The organism is Shouchella rhizosphaerae (assembly GCF_900142675.1).
Classification (GTDB): Bacteria; Bacillota; Bacilli; order Bacillales; family Bacillaceae_D; genus Shouchella; species Shouchella rhizosphaerae.
The window spans coordinates 92,221-110,355 of record NZ_FRBS01000004.1 but is presented as its reverse complement, the minus strand read 5'-3'; the positions used below and the strand labels follow the sequence as shown (position 1 = coordinate 110,355).

The 18,135-nt window shown below is 46.0% G+C and carries 17 protein-coding genes; 12 read left to right on the top strand and 5 right to left on the bottom strand.

Annotation, left to right across the window (positions count from 1 at the left end; translation table 11 throughout):
- Positions 1-41: 41 nt before the first annotated feature.
- Positions 42-518, bottom strand: coding sequence for a Cys-tRNA(Pro) deacylase (gene ybaK / locus BUC05_RS12315; protein WP_011246076.1), 477 nt, complete (start codon positions 516-518; stop codon positions 42-44).
- A gap of 367 nt (positions 519-885) precedes the next feature.
- On the opposite strand from ybaK, the gene BUC05_RS12310 reads away from it, so the two are divergent.
- The 5 genes from BUC05_RS12310 to BUC05_RS12290 all read left to right on the top strand — a co-directional run bounded on the left by BUC05_RS12310 (position 886) and on the right by BUC05_RS12290 (position 5,842).
- The gene (locus tag BUC05_RS12310; RefSeq protein ID WP_011246077.1) at positions 886-1,908 is read left to right on the top strand and encodes a sulfate ABC transporter substrate-binding protein; all 1,023 of its coding nucleotides are present in this window, start codon (positions 886-888) and stop codon (positions 1,906-1,908) included.
- Positions 1,909-1,980: 72 nt separating this feature from the next.
- The gene (gene cysT, locus BUC05_RS12305; RefSeq protein WP_011246078.1) at positions 1,981-2,805 is read left to right on the top strand and encodes a sulfate ABC transporter permease subunit CysT; all 825 of its coding nucleotides are present in this window, start codon (positions 1,981-1,983) and stop codon (positions 2,803-2,805) included.
- A gap of 3 nt (positions 2,806-2,808) precedes the next feature.
- Complete coding sequence (cysW, locus tag BUC05_RS12300) at positions 2,809-3,645, top strand: sulfate ABC transporter permease subunit CysW (protein ID WP_050748953.1); 837 nt, start codon at positions 2,809-2,811, stop codon at positions 3,643-3,645.
- Positions 3,620-4,693, top strand: coding sequence for a sulfate/molybdate ABC transporter ATP-binding protein (locus BUC05_RS12295; protein ID WP_011246080.1), 1,074 nt, complete (start codon positions 3,620-3,622; stop codon positions 4,691-4,693). Before cysW ends, BUC05_RS12295 begins: the two co-directional genes overlap by 26 nt.
- A gap of 138 nt (positions 4,694-4,831) precedes the next feature.
- Entirely contained in the window at positions 4,832-5,842 is a 1,011-nt protein-coding gene (locus BUC05_RS12290) for a hypothetical protein (RefSeq protein WP_050748954.1), read from the top strand.
- Between the two features lie 105 nt (positions 5,843-5,947).
- Here the strand turns inward: BUC05_RS12290 and BUC05_RS12285 are convergent, their stop codons facing one another.
- The 4 genes from BUC05_RS12285 to BUC05_RS12270 form a co-directional block, all read right to left on the bottom strand.
- Positions 5,948-6,745 (bottom strand): ABC transporter ATP-binding protein, encoded by a 798-nt coding sequence (locus BUC05_RS12285; protein WP_011246082.1) that lies wholly within the window; start codon positions 6,743-6,745, stop codon positions 5,948-5,950.
- Entirely contained in the window at positions 6,729-7,739 is a 1,011-nt protein-coding gene (locus BUC05_RS12280) for an ABC transporter permease (protein WP_011246083.1), read from the bottom strand. Before BUC05_RS12280 ends, BUC05_RS12285 begins: the two co-directional genes overlap by 17 nt.
- A gap of 21 nt (positions 7,740-7,760) precedes the next feature.
- Complete coding sequence (locus tag BUC05_RS12275) at positions 7,761-8,747, bottom strand: ABC transporter substrate-binding protein (RefSeq protein ID WP_073304832.1); 987 nt, start codon at positions 8,745-8,747, stop codon at positions 7,761-7,763.
- Between the two features lie 232 nt (positions 8,748-8,979).
- Positions 8,980-10,227 (bottom strand): YeeE/YedE family protein, encoded by a 1,248-nt coding sequence (locus BUC05_RS12270; RefSeq protein ID WP_011246085.1) that lies wholly within the window; start codon positions 10,225-10,227, stop codon positions 8,980-8,982.
- Positions 10,228-10,332: 105 nt separating this feature from the next.
- On the opposite strand from BUC05_RS12270, the gene BUC05_RS12265 reads away from it, so the two are divergent.
- From BUC05_RS12265 to BUC05_RS12235, 7 genes are all read left to right on the top strand, one after another.
- The gene (locus BUC05_RS12265; protein ID WP_011246086.1) at positions 10,333-10,863 is read left to right on the top strand and encodes a GNAT family N-acetyltransferase; all 531 of its coding nucleotides are present in this window, start codon (positions 10,333-10,335) and stop codon (positions 10,861-10,863) included.
- A 10-nt stretch (positions 10,864-10,873) separates the two neighbouring features.
- On the top strand, positions 10,874-11,254 hold the full coding sequence (locus BUC05_RS12260; RefSeq protein ID WP_050748955.1) for a nuclear transport factor 2 family protein: 381 nt from the start codon (positions 10,874-10,876) through the stop codon (positions 11,252-11,254).
- A gap of 64 nt (positions 11,255-11,318) precedes the next feature.
- Positions 11,319-13,148: a hypothetical protein gene (locus BUC05_RS12255; protein WP_011246088.1), complete on the top strand. Its 1,830-nt coding sequence runs from the start codon at positions 11,319-11,321 to the stop codon at positions 13,146-13,148.
- Between the two features lie 288 nt (positions 13,149-13,436).
- Complete coding sequence (locus BUC05_RS12250) at positions 13,437-14,426, top strand: ABC transporter ATP-binding protein (RefSeq protein WP_011246089.1); 990 nt, start codon at positions 13,437-13,439, stop codon at positions 14,424-14,426.
- On the top strand, positions 14,416-15,414 hold the full coding sequence (locus BUC05_RS12245; protein ID WP_011246090.1) for an ABC transporter ATP-binding protein: 999 nt from the start codon (positions 14,416-14,418) through the stop codon (positions 15,412-15,414). The genes BUC05_RS12250 and BUC05_RS12245 overlap by 11 nt, the downstream gene beginning before the upstream one ends.
- A complete protein-coding gene (locus BUC05_RS12240) occupies positions 15,411-17,060 on the top strand; it encodes an ABC transporter substrate-binding protein (RefSeq protein WP_011246091.1) in 1,650 nt (549 codons plus the stop codon). Before BUC05_RS12245 ends, BUC05_RS12240 begins: the two co-directional genes overlap by 4 nt.
- A 64-nt stretch (positions 17,061-17,124) precedes the next feature.
- On the top strand, positions 17,125-18,129 hold the full coding sequence (locus BUC05_RS12235; RefSeq protein WP_011246092.1) for an ABC transporter permease: 1,005 nt from the start codon (positions 17,125-17,127) through the stop codon (positions 18,127-18,129).
- Positions 18,130-18,135: the final 6 nt, after the last annotated feature.

Sequence of the window (18,135 nt, the reverse complement as noted above, 5' to 3'; positions counted from 1 at the left end):
AGGCTGCTTTAAATCGCGATTCTAATCACAAGACAGAGTAGCTAGATTGTTAGATCTGCAAACTGAGCGTTGGCGGCTTCGACCAAATCACTTAACCGAAGTTCCATCTGCAAGCCAACTTTTCCGGCGTTTACGACAATGGCATCTAGCTGTGCTGCTTGGGAATCGATAAAAGTCGGGTATGGCTTCTTCATGCCGATTGGCGAACACCCGCCACGGACATAATTGGTCACATCATGGAGCTGTTTCGCCAAGAGCATGTTAACTTTTTTCTCCGCAGTCACTTTTTGCAGCTTTTTTAAATGAAGCTCTTCGTTCACAGGAATGAGCGCAACGTAAATAGCACCGCTTTTTCCTTGGGCAACAAGAGTTTTATAAACAACGTGTTCCGGTTTATTGATCTTTTGCGCGACCGATTGGCCATCAATCTTGCCATCTGAAACCGGATAGGAAAACAAGGTATAAGGTTTCTTATGTTGTTCTAACAAGCGAATCGCATTCGTTTTAGTTTGTTTCATCTCACACCTCAATAGTAGGGTTCATGCTTCTTTTTACATTTTACAGGAAACAGCTGTCCAGAAAAAGAGGGAACATCCCCAATGGTGGAAAAAAACGCAATCGTCAAAAGAGAAGCAGACTGTTCTTTCGACGTTAACGCCAGTTCAGCAAGGGGGGCATGGAACGAATTCAAGCTGTATACATTCCTAAAGAGCACTGTTGTTTGTCAAGAAAAGAACGAAAAACCTATTGACAGGTCGGAATAGTGAGAATAATATAGAGTCAGTTCTTTTAACGAATCCGTCTATAGCGGTTTCTTCTTTTCGCTCAAAAACCAAGTAATTATCTATTTTTAATGCATTAAATCGGATTAAAGGGGTGTATTCTATGAAAAAGGGATATGGTGTGTCTGTCGCGACTGTAGGAGTGCTGCTTGCGGCTTGTGCTCCTTCAGGTGAAGAAACATCAGGGGAGGGGAATTCAGTTGAGATTTTAAACGTATCTTACGACCCAACTAGAGAATTATATGCAGACGTAAACAAGGCATTTGCTGACCATTGGTTGGAAAAAACCGGTGAGCACGTAGCTATTAACACTTCCCACGGTGGTTCAGGCAGCCAAGCGCGCTCCGTTCTCGACGGCTTGGAGGCAGATGTCGTTACATTAGCCCTTGCTTATGATATTGATATTTTGCAAGAACGGGAGCTGCTTGATCCAAATTGGCAGCAGCAATTTGCCGATCAATCTTCTCCTTATACGTCGACGATTAATTTTCTTGTCCGCAAAGGGAACCCAAAACAAATTGAAGATTGGGATGACCTCATTCGCGATGATGTGGAAGTGGTGACGCCAAATCCGAAAACGTCAGGCGGGGCACGATGGAACTATTTAGCGGCTTGGGGTTACGCAGAAGAAACTTATGGTTCAGAGGAAGCAGCGCAACAATTTGTTGGAGACTTGTACCAAAATGTAACTGCATTAGATTCAGGCGCTAGGGGCGCTACGACTTCTTTTGTGGAACGGGGCATTGGCGATGTTTTGTTGGCATGGGAAAATGAAGCGATTCTTGCCGCAAATGAGCTTGGCGATTCTGAGTTTGATATTGTGACACCGTCGATGTCGATTTTAACGGAACCTCCTGTTGCCATTGTCGATAAAGTCGTCGACCAAAAAGGGACGAGAGAAGTAGCGGAAGCCTATTTGCAATTCCTTTACAGCGATGAAGGGCAGGAGTTGATCGCCGACCATTATTACCGGCCACGGAATGAAGCAGTTTTAGAGGAACATCGCGATGTGTTCCCGGAAGTAGAGCTATTTACAATTGACGATAAATTTGGCGGCTGGCAAGAGGCGCAGGACAAACATTTTGCTGACGGCGGTATATTTGACCAGATATACCAGCCCAATTAAGGTGAGCGTTGCCGCCTTGATGTTCCATAAGCAGCATGGAACAACTAGAAAAACAGACGATAGGAGTTTGCTATGAAACGGATATTGCCGGGATTTGGCTTAAGCTTTGGATTTACAATGCTCTATTTGAGCTTTGTGGTGCTCATTCCATTAGCTGCATTGCTGTTGTTTACTGTCCACAACGGCTGGGAAACGTTTTGGAATGCCGTAAATGACCCCCGCGTGTTCGCCGCATTTCGATTAAGCTTCTCGGCTGCCTTGATGGCGGCATTCATCAATGGCGTGTTTGGGCTATTAGTGGCATGGGTGATGGCACGCTACTCGTTTTTCGGGAAACGATTGATGGATGGCATGATCGATTTGCCGTTTGCTTTACCGACAGCCGTAGCGGGCATCGCCTTAACAAGCCTCTATACGGAAAATGGCTGGATTGGGTCATTGCTTGCGCCTTTAGGCATAGAGGTTGCCTTTACGCCGATTGGCGTCACGATCGCGTTAACTTTTATTGGCTTGCCATTTGTTGTCCGGATGGTTGAACCTGTGCTTAAAAACCTCGACAAGGAAGTAGAAGAAGCGTCCGCTCTTTTAGGAGCAACGCCAGTAAAAACATTTTTAACAGTCATTTTTCCGGTGTTGGCCCCGGCACTATTAGCCGGTATGGCGCTTGCCTTTGCCAGGGCGCTAGGTGAATACGGTTCAGTTGTGTTTATTGCTGGGAATATGCCGATGCAAACAGAAATAGTGCCGCTTTTGATTATGACGAAGCTTGAGCAATTTGACTACGGGGGCGCTACCGCGATTGCGGTCGTTATGCTAGTCGTGTCATTCTTGCTGTTGCTGCTTACCAATGGCTTGCAGTGGCTATTGTCAAAACGATTAGGGCAAAAGGGGGCGTAAAAAATAAACAGCCGCAAAACGTGGAGTCAATTCCTATTAATCATTGTCGCTTTTTTGTTTTTAGGTGCTTTTTTATTGCTCCCGCTTATCGTCATTTTTGCAGGGGCGTTTTCACAAGGGCTAACAGTGTTTTTGGCAGCGATTAATGAGCCTGCTGCACGTTCAGCGATTCAGCTTACGCTGCTTGTGACCGTAATTACCGTGCCGTTGCAACTGTTGTTTGGCTTGTCGGCAGCGTGGCTATTGACAAAATTCCGTTTTCGAGGAAGGCAGTTGCTCATCACCTTAATTGAAGTTCCTTTTGCTGTGTCACCCGTTATTGCGGGTCTAGTGTTTATTTTGTTATATGGTGTTCACGGCTTTTTTGGCGAATGGCTTCAAGCACAAGGTTTCCAAATCATTTTCGCCGTCCCAGGCATTGTGCTGGCCACGATGTTTGTGACATTGCCTTTTATTGCAAGGGAACTCATTCCGTTAATGGAAGCACAAGGTTCTGAAGCGGAAGAAGCTTCGCTCACACTTGGGGCAGGCGGATGGCGGACATTTTGGCATGTCACGCTTCCCGCGATTAAATGGGGGCTTTTATACGGCGTCATTCTATGCAGTGCCAGGGCGATAGGCGAATTTGGTGCTGTATCAGTTGTGTCTGGGCGCATTCGGGGACAAACAAATACAATGCCTTTACATATTGAAATTTTGTACAATGAATACCAATTTACTGCTTCTTTTGCAGTAGCGGCGCTCATGTCGCTATTTGCGCTCGTTACAATTGGCGTTAAACAATGGGTAGAGTGGCGGCAAAAAAGGAGGAGCTATGACGATCTTACTGAACAAAATTGACAAACGCTTTGGGAACACCCATGTTTTAAAGCAAGTAGATTTACGGGTAGAGCAAGGTGAGTTGCTTGCTTTGCTCGGACCCTCGGGATCGGGGAAAACAACGCTTTTGCGAATGATCGCTGGCCTTGAAGCAGTTGACTCTGGAGAAGTTTGGATCAATGGAAAACATGTCACAAACGTTAATCCAAGAAAACGAAAAGTGGGATTCGTGTTCCAACACTATGCATTATTTGCCCATATGACGGTTGAGCAGAACATTGCTTATGGCTTGAATGTTTTAAAACGATCGGAACGGCCAAGCAAAGCAGAGATTAAAAGCATTGTCGAACAGCTGCTGGCGCTTGTCAAGCTAGAAGGACTTGAAAAGCGCCGCCCATCAGAGCTTTCTGGCGGCCAACGCCAACGAGTCGCCCTTGCCCGGGCGCTGGCGATTAAGCCTGAAGTGCTGTTGCTTGATGAGCCATTTGGCGCCCTTGATGCCCAAGTGCGGAAAGAACTAAGGCGCTGGCTAAGGACGTTGCACAAAGAAACAGGGATTACGACTGTGTTTGTTACACACGACCAAGAAGAAGCGCTAGATGTTGCAGATAAAATTGTCGTGATGAATAAAGGCGAGATTGAACAGGCTGGCACGCCAACGGAAGTATATGAGGAGCCAAACAGCCCATTCGTTTACGAATTTCTAGGCAATGCCTATCCGTTTAAAGGCGTTAGCCAATCTGGGAAATTAGCCGTTGCCGGTGCCAAGTGGGAGCTTGCTGCAATCGATGCTACGACAAATGGACCAGTCGTTGGCTATGCTCGCCCCCATGAAATCGCTGTTTCCAAAACGTATGAAGGCGAAGGGGATTTGCAAGTTGATATTGTTTCCGTCCATCCTGTAGGGCCCATTGTATTTATTGAAGCAAAATGGGCTGGAGAAGGCGATACGATTGAGATTCAGCAACCTAAAAAAACTTTTGCGCAATTGGGGCTTTCTATCGGTGATAAAGCGTACATTCGACCAGAAAAACTAGGCGTCTTCCAAGTAAGCGATTATACCATTTAGTTCTCATTCAAAAAAGCAATCTGATGAATAGGATTGCTTTTTTGAATGTTAACGTTTATCAAATATCGATGGATGTAAAAATTGAGAAGAAATGGTACAATAAAGGCAAATGTAAAAATTGGAATAGAGGTGCTGCTAATGCCATATGGAACCGAGGCGTTCGGCAATGTAAATGGCGAAGAAATCTCCCTCCAGTTTATCGGCGCAACGGAAGACAAGCACTGGCTGTTCCCGTTTGTCAAACAACGCCTTTTTGGCAACGAGCCAGTAACAGAAACAGAATGCAAAATTGAAAAGGAAGGCGATTTGCGATTGGAAATTGTTGGCAAGGGCGAGGCCGAAAAAAGAGCGGTGCCAGATGGCGTATGGACTTTGCCATTCCGTATCCACCAAGCGGTTGACACAAGGCGACCGTTTTCTGAACTGGTCCAATCGATGGCCAAACAAGAAAGGAAACGGCGCCGCAAAAATGAAGGCAGGTTTGTGTATGAGGTAGCAGAAAAAGAAAGTGATTTTTTTGCGTTTTATTATAATATGCACAAGCCGACAATCGATAATCGCCATGGGGACAGCGCGATCAGTGAACCGGTGGATACTGCCTTTGAAAAATTATTTAAGAGCGGAAAGCTGTTTCTTGTTAAAGAAAACGGGCTTGCCGTTAGCGGTGGTTTGTGCGCAATAAACAAAGCACATCGCCGTTTAGACGCAAGGTTGATAGGGGTAGCTGGCGGAGAGGCACGGCATCGCCAAAGTGGCGCGCAAGCTGCCGTTTATGACTTTTTGCTGGAATGGGCATGTGGAGAGTCAGACATCGATGAGGTCGACTTCCAAGGCGGTGAACCGTTTTTGTCGAAAGGAACGGTCCAGTATAAAAAGCGCTTTGCTACAACGGTGAAATGGCCGCCTGCTGCTTTCGCGGACAAGCGGGTGTTGTTAAGTGCAAATATCGAATCCCCTGCTATAAAACATTTTTTGCTAAATAATCCAGTATTTCTAGCTAAAGGAGACGCCATTGGCTGTGGTTTTTTTACAGATGAAACAAAGAAGCCAAGGTATGACTTAGCCGTTCGTACTCCCGGGGTTGAGTTTGAAACAGAGTTGAACCTTGGAGTGACTTCTCCTAGCAGGCAACATCAGCCTGCATTCTAAACATGAAGGGCATTCACTTATGTTTGTTAGTGAATGCCCTTGGACTGTAACGTTTCCGATTAATGGAGCCACATAGCCGCCATTATCCAGACATAAAGCGTTGCCTCAACTTAAAACGGCCCGATCATCGGCAAATTGGCCGCCGCGAATTTTTTGGAATTCACTTAGCAGCTTTTCGACGGTCAGTTTCCGCTTTTCGGCTGCTGTTGCCTCAAAAATAACCTGTCCTTTGTCCATCATAATCAACCGATTGCCAAGATCCAATGCTTGCTGCATATTATGGGTGACCATCAGTGTTGTTAATTTGGTTTTGCTAACAATTTCCCGTGTTTTATCTGTAATCAGTTCGGCCCGGGATGGATCGAGTGCAGCTGTATGTTCATCTAGCAATAAAATTGACGGGTTTGTAAAAGTCGCCATCAAAAGCGACAACGCTTGCCGTTCCCCACCTGACAGAAATCCGACTTTAGCCGTTAAACGGTCTTCTAAGCCCATGCCTAGCGAGGCAAGTTGTTCCTTGAAAAGAGCGCGCCTGTTTTTGGTTACCCCGATCCGAAAAAACGATCGCCTTTTGGCGCGGCTGTACGCCATTGCCATGTTTTCCTCAATCGTCATCGAAGGAGCTGTGCCTGCTTGCGGGTCCTGGAACACACGGCCAATTAGTTTAGCCCGTTCGTGTTCAGGGAGATTGGTGACATTGTTTCCGTTAATGTCAATCGTGCCGACATCAGGCGCCAGGTGGCCAGCAATTAAATTCATCAATGTTGATTTGCCGGCGCCGTTGCTGCCGATCACAGTAACAAAGTCGCCTTCTTCCAGTGTGAGATTGATTGACTGGAGCGCCATTTTTTCATCAACAGAGCCTTCGTTAAAGACTTTATAAACATCATTTAGGCGAAGCAAGGCTGCTGGCCTCCTTTCTTTCTTGCTGAATCGCTTTAAGCCGTTTTGCTTTGCGGCTTTTGTTGCGTGACTGCTCGATCAGCATTGGTACAACAAGGGCGCAAATGACGATCACTGCTGTGATTAACCGCAAATCGCCTGCTTCTAAAAACTCAACGCGAAGCGCCAGTGCAATAATGATGCGGTAGACAACAGCGCCAATAATGACGGCAAATGTAATCTTAACGAGCGATCCTTTGCCAAACAGGGCTTCACCAATAATGACAGAAGCAAGCCCGATAATAATCATCCCAATGCCCATGTTGACGTCAGCAAATTTTGTATACTGGGCCGCGGTTGCACCGGCTAGTGCAACGAAGGCATTGGACATGCCGAGGCCGATGATTTTAAGGCGGTCTGTATTAGCTGATAAGCTGCGGATCATTTTCGGGTTGTCGCCAGTTGCACGCAAGGCAAGGCCTGACTCCGTTTTTAAAAAGAAGTCAATGACAAGCTTGACTGCTAAGACGAGGACAATGACGAACACAAGGATTGACCAGCTTGATGGAGTAAATCCGCCTAGCCCAATCGAAGTTAAGGCGCCATTGACCGCGTTGTCAATCGGCAATCCTGCCCACCAGTCTGTAAAAACAGTCAGCAATGAATCCTCACGCATCAGCGAGATGTTTGGGCTGTTGCCCATAATCCGCAAGTTAATCGAATATAAAGCAATCATCATTAAAATTCCGGATAAAAGGGGATTGATTTTTCCTTTTGTATGAAGCGTTCCTGTTAAGCAACCGGCGATAAAGCCGACAACAAGGGCGCAAAACGTAGCAAGCAATGGCGAGTAGCCGCTTGTGATCATAATCGCAGCAACGGCAGCACCTGTTACGTAGCTGCCGTCAACGGTCAAATCAGGAAAATCGAGAATCCGGAATGACAAGTAGACGCCGAGCGCCATGATTCCATAAATTAAGCCGAGCTCTACAGCTCCAAAAACAGCGGTAAACATCCGGTTTTCACTTCCTTCGTGTTACTCATCGATGACCTCATCAGCAAGCTCTTCCCAATTGTCTTGCCATTCAATTCCCATTCGTTCCGCCGCACCGCGGTTAAACACTAAATTGAGTTCTGGCGGCAGCTCAACGGACATCGTGCTTACATCGGCTCCATCATTTAAAATCTCAACGGCCATTTCTCCTGCCTTGTAGCCAATGTCGTAATAAGAAAAGCCAAAACCAGCAAGCCCTCCTGCTTCGACAGAGTCCATTTCACCTACAAATAATGGCAATTGCTCTCTTTCCGCGACGCCGATAACGGCATCCAATCCAGCAACAACATCATTATCTGTAATGATATAAAGGGCGTCGATGTCGCCAATTAAGCTTTCTGTCGCCGTTTGCACGTCAGCAGATGTTTGCACCGTTGCCTCAACAATGGACATTCCCCTAGCTTCAGCAGCTTCTTTGGCAAGGTTCACTTGGTGTTGCGAGTTTTGCTCGCCAGCGTTATAGACCATGCCAATCCGTTCGAGGTCGAACTCTTCATCCATTAATGCGATTGATTTTTCAATCGCTTCTGGATGGAAGTCAACCGTGCCTGATACATTTCCCCCTGGCTCTTCTAATGAATCGACAAGTTGAGCCCCTACTGGGTCCGTAACAGAGGTAAACAGAATAGGGACTTCCGTTATCGATGAGGCCATAATCTGTGCTGCTGGTGTAGCATTGGCAAATACTAGGTCAACTTCATTGCCAATAAGCTTGTCAGCGATCGTTTGCAACGTATTGGCATCTCCGTTCGCGTTGTTTTCGTCAAATGTTACGTTGAGCGCTGAGTCCTCAAGCGCTGCGCGGAACCCTTCTGTTGCTTGGTCCAATGAAGGATGGTCAGCGTACTGGACAATGCCAATTTCAACACGTTCTCTTTCCGCTTCGCCTGATTGCTCTGTGCTTCCGCAAGCAACAAGAAGGCCAGCTATAGATGTAAGTGCAACCGTAAATAAAAGATGTTTTCTCATGGGGTGTCCTCCTACTCTTTAAAATAAGAACGATTATGCCATTATATCGAATGAAAATTTCTATAATAAACACCATACAATAGTTTGGCGATTTAGTCCATTACAGCGCCAAACTTTTTTGTTTTTTTAGGAAAATTTTTTTCGCCCATCTGCCACTATGCTACAATAACCTCAATTGAAGGCGTCAGCGCACAAAAAAACCGGCTGGAGAAGATTCCCAAGCCGGTTCGGTTTAACAAAATGTGTCTTTCGGTTTTGGTACGGAAAGGCCAAAAAGAGGCCGTAAATAGAGAGCCAAAAAGGTACCGCCAAGTGCCATTACCCCCCAAATATAGCCATGGGCACTAAAGGAAGCAATGCCGCTAAAATAAGCGCCGACGTTACAGCCAAAAGCAAGGCGTGCGCCGTAGCCCATAAGCAATCCGCCAATCACGGATGCTGCGGCATTTTTGGCGGTAATGTTTGAGAATTTGAATAAGCCACCTGCGGCAGACGCAATAAAGGCTCCTAAAATGACGCCAAAGTTCAATACGGTTGTCGTATCGGCGAAAATGGACGCATGGAGCGCGTCAATGTTGCCTTGCCAGTAACCCCAACTTTCTACATTAAATCCAAGCGCGTCTGCTGCTTTTGAGCCCCAGAGCGTGAAAGCTGACGTTACACCCCATGGCGAACCGCGCGTAAGAAGAGTAAGCGCATTAAGCACTGCCAAGGCAACTGCAGCGGCCATAAGTGGCCACGAACCGCGGAAAATCCGTTTCCACCCACTTGCTGACGGCAAAGCAGCCATTTTCGGCGGGTTGCGTTTTTTCTCAATCCAGAGCGACAACAGGATGGCGGCCCCAAAAATCAACAACGATACGAGCCAAGCACCGCCGTAGCCAAGGTTCGTCGACGTAGCAAGGGAAAACGGTTCTGCGGCTGGCATATCGTTCATCCAAAAGCTAAAGTGTGCAGCGCCAATTGTTGAACCGATGATAAAGAATAATAGCGTAATAAACATAACAGAACGGCCGCCGCCAACGGCATACAAAGTCCCTGAGGCACAGCCGCCGCCAAGCTGCATGCCGATGCCGAACAAAAAGGCGCCGACAATCAAACTGACGCCAACAGGCGAGACGTTGCCTGTGGCTTCAGCGCCAAAAAATGTTGTGCCTATTGCGAGAATCGGCGCAAATAAAGAACAAGCAACAGCAAGCATGACCATATGGGCACGGATCGCTTGGCCGTTGCCGACAGAGGCTAGGCGTCGAAAAGCCGATGTAAAGCCGAAACGAGCATGGAATAATGTATACCCAAGCCCTAAACCGATGACAAGGAGCAGCGGTTGGACAATATCTTGTGTAAAAGCCAAAAATAGTGTTAACGCTGCCGCGACCACAAGGCCGCCAATGACAAGCCGGTTTTGCGGGCGGTTTAAAGCGGGTGCTTTGTTCTGTTGGATGTCTCGGTGTGGTTGCGATGATGCGATTACAGACAACAAAATCACCTTCTAATCTTATTAATTTAGTCCGAATTATATCGTAAAGGCTATTTGTATTTCTGTCAAGAAAACGAGGAAATAAGGATGAAAGGGAGGAAGACCATGGAGTTAGAAACGAACCGTCTATTCATAAGACCTTTTCAAGAAAGCGATTGGAGCCGATTGTATGACTATGCTAGGCAAACGGCGGTCATGCACTATATACCAGGTGGAGCATTAGACAAACAAGGAGCAAAAGCATTTGTGAGAACGAATAGCGGTAATAATGCAAAGGCTTTTGCTGTGATCGAAAAACACAGCGATTCTTTAATTGGGCATATTGATTTTTTTGATTACTTTGGCGGCCATACGTATGAGATTGGTTGGGTATTCGATCCAAAATGGCAAAGGAGAGGCTTTGCGACAGAAGCTGCACAAGCTTGTATAGAGGAGGGATTCTCTAACATCGGTCTCCATCGCATTGTAGCCACGTGCCAGCCGGAAAACATCGCCTCTTGGAAGTTAATGGAGACCATTGGTATGCGTAAAGAAGGATTTTGCCGGCAATGCATTCCTACTCGGTCAGGCGGTTGGTGGGATGAGTACTTGTATGCGATTTTACGAGAGGAATGGGCAGAAAAAAGACTCAAATAAGGGGGATACAATGGAAGAGCTAACGAAGTTGTTGAAAAGCCAAGAAGAAGCGTTGCTTACTGCAGAAGTGCGGACATCGCTCGACCGCCTTAGTGAGCTTTTGGATGATGATTTTTTTGAATTTGGCAGTTCCGGTACAGTGATCCACAAAGAGGATGTATTTGCAGAAAATCAAAAAACAGTTCCTCATTGGAAATTGTCCCATTTTCAAGTTCGGATGCTTGCGGTGGATACGGCACTTGCCACTTATTTCATCATTAACAAAAATAGCGGCAGGAGGACGCTTCGCAGTTCGATATGGCAAAATAAGCAAGGAAAGTGGAAGATGGTGTTTCATCAAGGGACGGTGACTAAGTGGGATCCAGAGCAATTAAACTCACTACTCACTTAAAGGGGCGGTATGAAACTTTTTAGCGCCAGCATGCGTATAAATGGAGAGAGAGGGGGAGAAAGATATGCTCAGTTGGATTTTGATTATGGCGTTCACATGTGTCAATTTAAATGTATTTACATGGGCCAGTCGCTTAAAAGAGAGACCGAAATCATGGTTGTATGCACAAGGAGCCCGTTATTTATTTGGACTTGTACTTAGCTTTCTATTTATTTATGTATGGTTAATTGACGTTAGTGTCACTGGCCTATTAAATACGTTTGGTTTTGTTGTCGCAATCAATTTAATTGTTTCCGGGCTCGTTCATTTCGTTCCGCAACCAAGCAAAAAATCAGGCAGTAAGGTGAAAAAGTTAAAGAAACCAAGTTTTTCTGTCGGAAAGGAAAGCGGCATTGGCGTTTTGCTTTTGCTTGGTTTGTTAGCGATGAATTATGTGTATCCATTGACCGTAACAAAAGAACTCGCACAGCTTGGTGAATTTGAGGTGAGTGAAGAGCAAATTGAATCGGTGACAGAAGACGGGGTTCGTTCCGTGCCTTATACATACGCGCGTTACAAATCGGAAATCGTCTTTGGCAACATTGACAATTACTCGTTTTATGAATTAGGGGAAACGAGCATCCAGAAAATCAATGACGAACTGTTCTGGGTATCGCCGATTGAATATTCGAGTATTTGGCGGTGGCTGCGAGCTGACCATGCACCAGGCTATGTCATGGTTAGTGCTGAAAATCCGAATGCGGAAGCACAGCTTGTTGATGACTATGAAATGAAATATGTGCCGAGTGCCTTTTTTGGTGAGAATCTTGACCGCCATGTCCGCAAAGCATATGGTGATATCATTTTACTTGGCTATTCGTTTGAACCAGACGATGATGGCAACCCGTATTACGCCTATTCATATGCTTATTACAAACACTACCGCACAGCACCGAAAGCAGACGGTGTGATACTAGTCGATGCAGTGACGGGGGAAATGGAGCAGTATCGATTAGGGGAACAGCCTGAGTTTGTCGACAATGCGATTGATTATAGCATCGCCCTCGATTATGCGAACTGGTTTGGTACTTACAGCAACGGCTTAATCAACGCCTTGTTTGCGAAGGAAGGCGTCCACCAGCCGACAAGTGACGAGGAAATGATCGGCGTATTAGGGGCCGATGGCGATATGTACTGGATGATTGACCATATGCGGCCCAATCAAGATTCAAATGCGATGGTTGGCTTTACAATGGTAAATGCGCAAACAGGGGAAGCAACCTATTATACAGGAAATTCAGGAATGACCAATGCCCGTGGCGCTCTGGATGCGGTCAACCGTTCCTACCAACGTGAACAATGGGAAGGAACACAACCTGTCCTTTACTCGGTTTATGACAATTACACGTGGGTCGTTCCAGTTGTCGACCAAAGTGGCTTAATGCGTGAAATCGCGATGGTACACGCCGATTCTTCCAGTGTGGCAAGAGGCGCATCCCGTGAAGAAGCCTTTCATAATTATCGGCAAATGCTGGCGACTGATTTGGCAGATGATGACTATATCCCGACCGATTTATACGAGCAAGAAACCGTTTCTGGTAAGGTATACCGGGTAAGCGATACATTTAATAGCCGCTTTTTGCAAGTGTTGCTAGAAGGGGAGAGCCGTGTGCTTGAATTTGACGTCACCACTAGCGCTAATGCGGTATTTATTGAGCCAGGCGATGAGATTGAAGCACTTGTGGTCGATACAGAAGAAAATGTATTGCAAGTGATTGAATTTACGAATGCAACTGTTGATGACGAATTTGGCGAAGTGGAAGAATTTGAACTCGATGAAACGCAAACAGGTGGAGAACCAGAAAACCAAAACAGCACTGAACAAGAGACAGACAGTGAAGCAGAAACCGAGTAAGAACAGAATAAAGATGTACAGGAAAAACAACGGGCTCGTTTTTAGCCCGTTGTTTTTTTGAACGAGAAAGGAAGGGAAATTCATAGAAGGAAAATCGAAACATGCAACTAATTAAGACAGGAAGGGTTTGTAAGTGAGAAAACGAACGCGCCTTGTTAGAAAACATAACATAGAGAATTAAAAATGAAGGAAAAATAATAATAAAAGTGTAAAAATTTATTGCTTTATTATAAAAACTTATGTATCTTAAAAGATATATTTCGATACTTTTGAAAAAGGAGGGTGCCGATGGAACAAGTGGTGTTAGAGCTTAAAAATTTGCAGACAACGTTCCAGTCTGGCAAAACAGCCGTTCCTGCAGTAGATGGCGTCAGCCTTCATGTCCGAAAAGGGGAAGTGTTAGGGATTGTCGGTGAATCTGGCTGCGGCAAAAGCGTAACGTCGCTGTCGATTATGCAGTTAATTCCAAGTCCGCCTGGAAAAATTGCCGGTGGCGAAATCCTCTATAAAGGCGAAGACATTGCAAAGGCAAAGGCCAAGCGAATGAAACGGTTAAGAGGAAAAGAAATCTCAATGATTTTCCAAGAGCCGATGACGTCCCTTAACCCTCTGTTTACAATCGGAAACCAACTGATTGAGGCAATTCGCAACCATAACAAAATCAGCAAAAAAGAAGCCCGGGCCAAAGCGATCCAACTAGTACGCGATGTCGGCATACCGCGAGCGGAGGAAATCATTCATGAGTATCCCCACCAGCTTTCAGGCGGGATGCGGCAGCGGATTATGATTGCAATGGCAATGTCTTGCGATCCAGAAGTGCTCATTGCAGATGAACCGACAACAGCGCTCGATGTCACGATACAAGCGCAAATTCTTGATTTAATGAAATCTCTTAATGAACAAAAGGGCATGGCGATTTTGCTCATTACCCATGACTTAGGCGTTGTTGCCGACATTTGCCACCGAGTCGTTGTCATGTATGCGGGACAAGTTGTGGAAGAAGGCACTGTGCGGACGATCTTAAAACAGCCGAAACATCCGTATACACAGGGACTTATCCGTTCGTTGCCAAAGCTTACAGAACGAAAACAGCAATTGTACTCGATTCCAGGCACTGTCCCACAGCCAGGAGCAATTGAACAAGGTTGCCGTTTTGCTGAACGCTGCGAATTTGCTTTTGAGGCCTGTTTTCAGAAAAATCCAGCGCTTCTTGAGCTAGAGGACGGCCATGCTTGCCGTTGTTTGCTATATGAAGGAGGCAACGAAGATGCCGGCTAAGCCGATTTTGGAAGTAAAGCAGTTAAAAACGTATTTTTCCATTAATGGCGGCGTATTTTCCAGAAAAATCGGAGAAGTGAAAGCAGTAGATGGTGTGACATTTTCGGTCAAGGAAGGCGAAATTTTAGGAATTGTTGGCGAATCAGGCTGCGGTAAGTCAACGACGGGAAAGTCGATTTTGCGCTTGATCGAGCCGACGGAAGGGGAAGTCGTTTTTAACGGTCAAAAAGTGACAGCTTTGTCCGCTGAAGAAGTACGAAAATTGCGCCGGGATATGCAAATGATTTTCCAAGATCCATATGCTTCCCTGAATCCACGGCACACAATTGAAAAAATCATTAGCGAGCCTTTAAACGTGCATGGCATTGGCACGAAGGAAGAACGAAAACAGAAAGTCGCAGAGCTATTAGAAACGGTAGGCTTGCGTCCAGAACATGCAAAGCGTTATCCTCATCAGTTTAGCGGCGGCCAGCGCCAACGGATTGGGATTGCTAGGGCACTGGCGGTAAACCCAAAACTTGTGATTTGCGATGAGCCGGTTTCCGCATTAGACGTTTCGGTGCAGTCACAAATTTTAAATTTAATGGAACGATTAAAAGACGAATTTAAGCTTACATATTTGTTTATTGCCCATGATTTAAGCGTGGTCAAGCATATCAGTGACCGTGTCGGTGTGATGTACCTTGGCCGGCTTGTCGAATTGGCGGACAAAGACACGTTATATGAGCGTCCGAAGCATCCGTATACAAAAGCATTATTGTCAGCCGTTCCCGTTCCTGACCCAGATATTACGAATGAACGGATTGTTCTTACTGGCGATGTGCCAAGCCCGTCAAATCCACCGAGTGGCTGTACGTTCCACACGCGCTGCCCCTCGTGTATGGACATATGCAAAATAAAAACGCCTGTTTGGCGTGACGTCGGCAATGGGCAGTTTACAGCGTGCCATTTGTATAATGAAACCACCGAAAAGGAGATGATCAAATGAAAAAAGCAAAAATGCCTCTTTTCTCTGCGGCGTTGTTAGCCGTCTTTGTCCTTGGTGCATGCGGAGGCGATGAAACAAGCACAGATGGAAATGGCGAACAAAACAACAACGGCGGTGAAGAAAGCAGCAGCGGAGGCACGCTTATTTTTGCCCGTGGCGGCGACTCGCAAAGCCTTGATTATGCTTCGGTTACAGACGGGGAATCGTCTCGTGTGACCAAACAAATTTATGAAACGTTGATTGAATTTGCCGATGATTCATTTGAATTGGAGCCAGGGCTTGCTAAAGATTGGGATGTTGATGACGAAGGGCTCCGTTATGTGTTTTATTTACAAGAAGGTGTTACATTTCACGATGGCACGCCATTTAATGCCGATGCAGTGAAAACAAATTTTGAGCGCTGGGCAGACCCGGATCATGAATATGCCTTTACCGATGAAGGGTACAGTTACAGTGTATATGGCACCCAGTTCGGCGGTTTTAAAGGCGATGATGGCCATGTGATTGAGGAAATTAATGTGATTGATGATTATGAAGTCGAGTTTGTCCTGTCCAAACCCCTTGGTTCATTTTTACAAAACATGGGGATGAGTTATTTTGCGATAACATCTCCAGCAGCCCTTGAAGAATATGGCGCTGATATTGATGAAAATCCAGTTGGTACAGGGCCGTTCAAATTTGTCAGTTGGACAAAAGACGCAAGCATTGTCCTCGAAAAAAATGAAGATTACTGGCAGGAGGGCTTGCCAAAACTAGATGGCGTCACTTTCCAAGTGATCCCTGATAACTCAGCGCGCTTAACGGCGCTCCAATCTGGTGAAATTGATTTAATGGATGGCCTTGCCCCTGATGATGCCGCCATGATTGAAGGGCAAGCAGGATTAACAACGTTTGAGCGGACGCCAAACAACGTTGGCTATCTAGGCTTCAACATAGAAAAGGAGCCATTTAATGATGTCCGCGTGCGCCAGGCTATTAACCACGCCATTGATAAAAACGAAATTATTAATAATATTTACGGTGGATTGGCGGAGCCGGCTGCCAATGCTGTACCAAAAGACTACCTTGGGCACAATGATGACGTTGTCGCCTATGAATACGATATGGATAAAGCAAAAGAATTGCTCGAAGAAGCTGGTTATGGCGATGGATTTGAATTTGACTTGTGGACGATGCCGGTGAGCCGCCCTTACATGCCTGATCCTGAACAAGCAGCGGTGGTGATCCAAGATGCCCTGAGTGAATTAAACATTACTGCTAATATCGTCACAAAAGAATGGGCAACGTACTTGGAGGAAATCGAGCTTGGCTATCAAGATATGTTCATGCTTGGCTGGTCTGGCGTCAATGGCGACCCTGATTACTTCCTTGGCAGCTTATTGTCTACAGACGGCATTCCTGGCAGCAACCAAATGTTTTTTAGCAACGAAGAAGTCGATGCCTTGTTAGCAGAAGCAAAGACGACGATTGATCCAGACGAACGGGCGGCATTGTACGAAGAAGCGCAATTGATCATTCATGAGGAAGCGCCAATGGTGCCTCTTGTCCATGCCATTCCTGCGCTCGCTGGCGTCGACACCATTTCCGGCTATGTTCCGCATCCGTCAACAAGCGAGAGCTTGAAACATGTAGAAATTTCAAACTAGCCTACTGCAGGCAGCAGACAATTTCCTGCTGCCTGTCTTTATTCAATAAAATGAGGTGAAGCCGATGTTGGCGTACGCGATTCGCCGGGTTCTTTTGCTTATACCGGTTCTCTTTGGCATGACGCTTGTGACATTTTCGATTATCCAGCTCATTCCTGGGAACCCAGCGCAAACGATTTTAGGGGAACAAGCAACGCCGCAAGCGATTGCAGCACTTGAAGAACAGCTTGGCTTAAATGAGCCGTTTTGGGTGCAGTATGGCGTTTACATATCCGATTTGCTATCAGGCGACTTAGGGGTTTCCCTTAGGACGAATAATGACATTGCTCAAGAAATGTGGCCGTATTTGGCCGGAACATTAGAGTTAACCGTTTTTGCGATGTTGTTTGCGATTTTTGTTGGCGTCAACGCCGGAATTATTAGCGCCTGGAAGCAAAACTCGATTTTTGACTATACAAGCATGGTTATCGCACTGATTGGCGTTTCCATGCCCGTCTTCTGGCTCGCATTAATGGAACAATGGTTTTTTGCCCAGGAGCTTGGCTGGTTTCCAGCTTTTGGCCGCAACAATCCTCGTGAACCAGTTGAAGCGATCACACATCTTTATATTTTAGATGCAGCATTGACTGGGAACTGGCAACAATTAGAGACGACGCTCAAACACTTAGTCTTGCCAATGGTTGCCCTTGGCACCATTCCGATGGCGATCATTGCCAGGATGACCCGTTCAAGCATGCTTGAAGTGCTCCGGTCTGATTATATTCGCACTGTCCAAGCAAAAGGGTCGAACCAGTCTGTTGTCATCTACAAGCATGCCTTGAAAAACGCTTTTATCCCTGTCATCACAGTCGTTGGTTTACAAGCGGGCACTCTTTTAGGTGGTGCGATTTTAACGGAGACGATATTCAGTTGGCCAGGGATTGGACGCTACATTTATGACGCCATTTCATACCGGGATTATCCGGTCATTCAATCAGGGATTCTTGTGATCGCCTTCATTTTTGTTTGTATCAATTTAGTGGTTGATTTGCTTTATGCCGCCATTGACCCGCGGATTAAATATGATTAGGGGGGA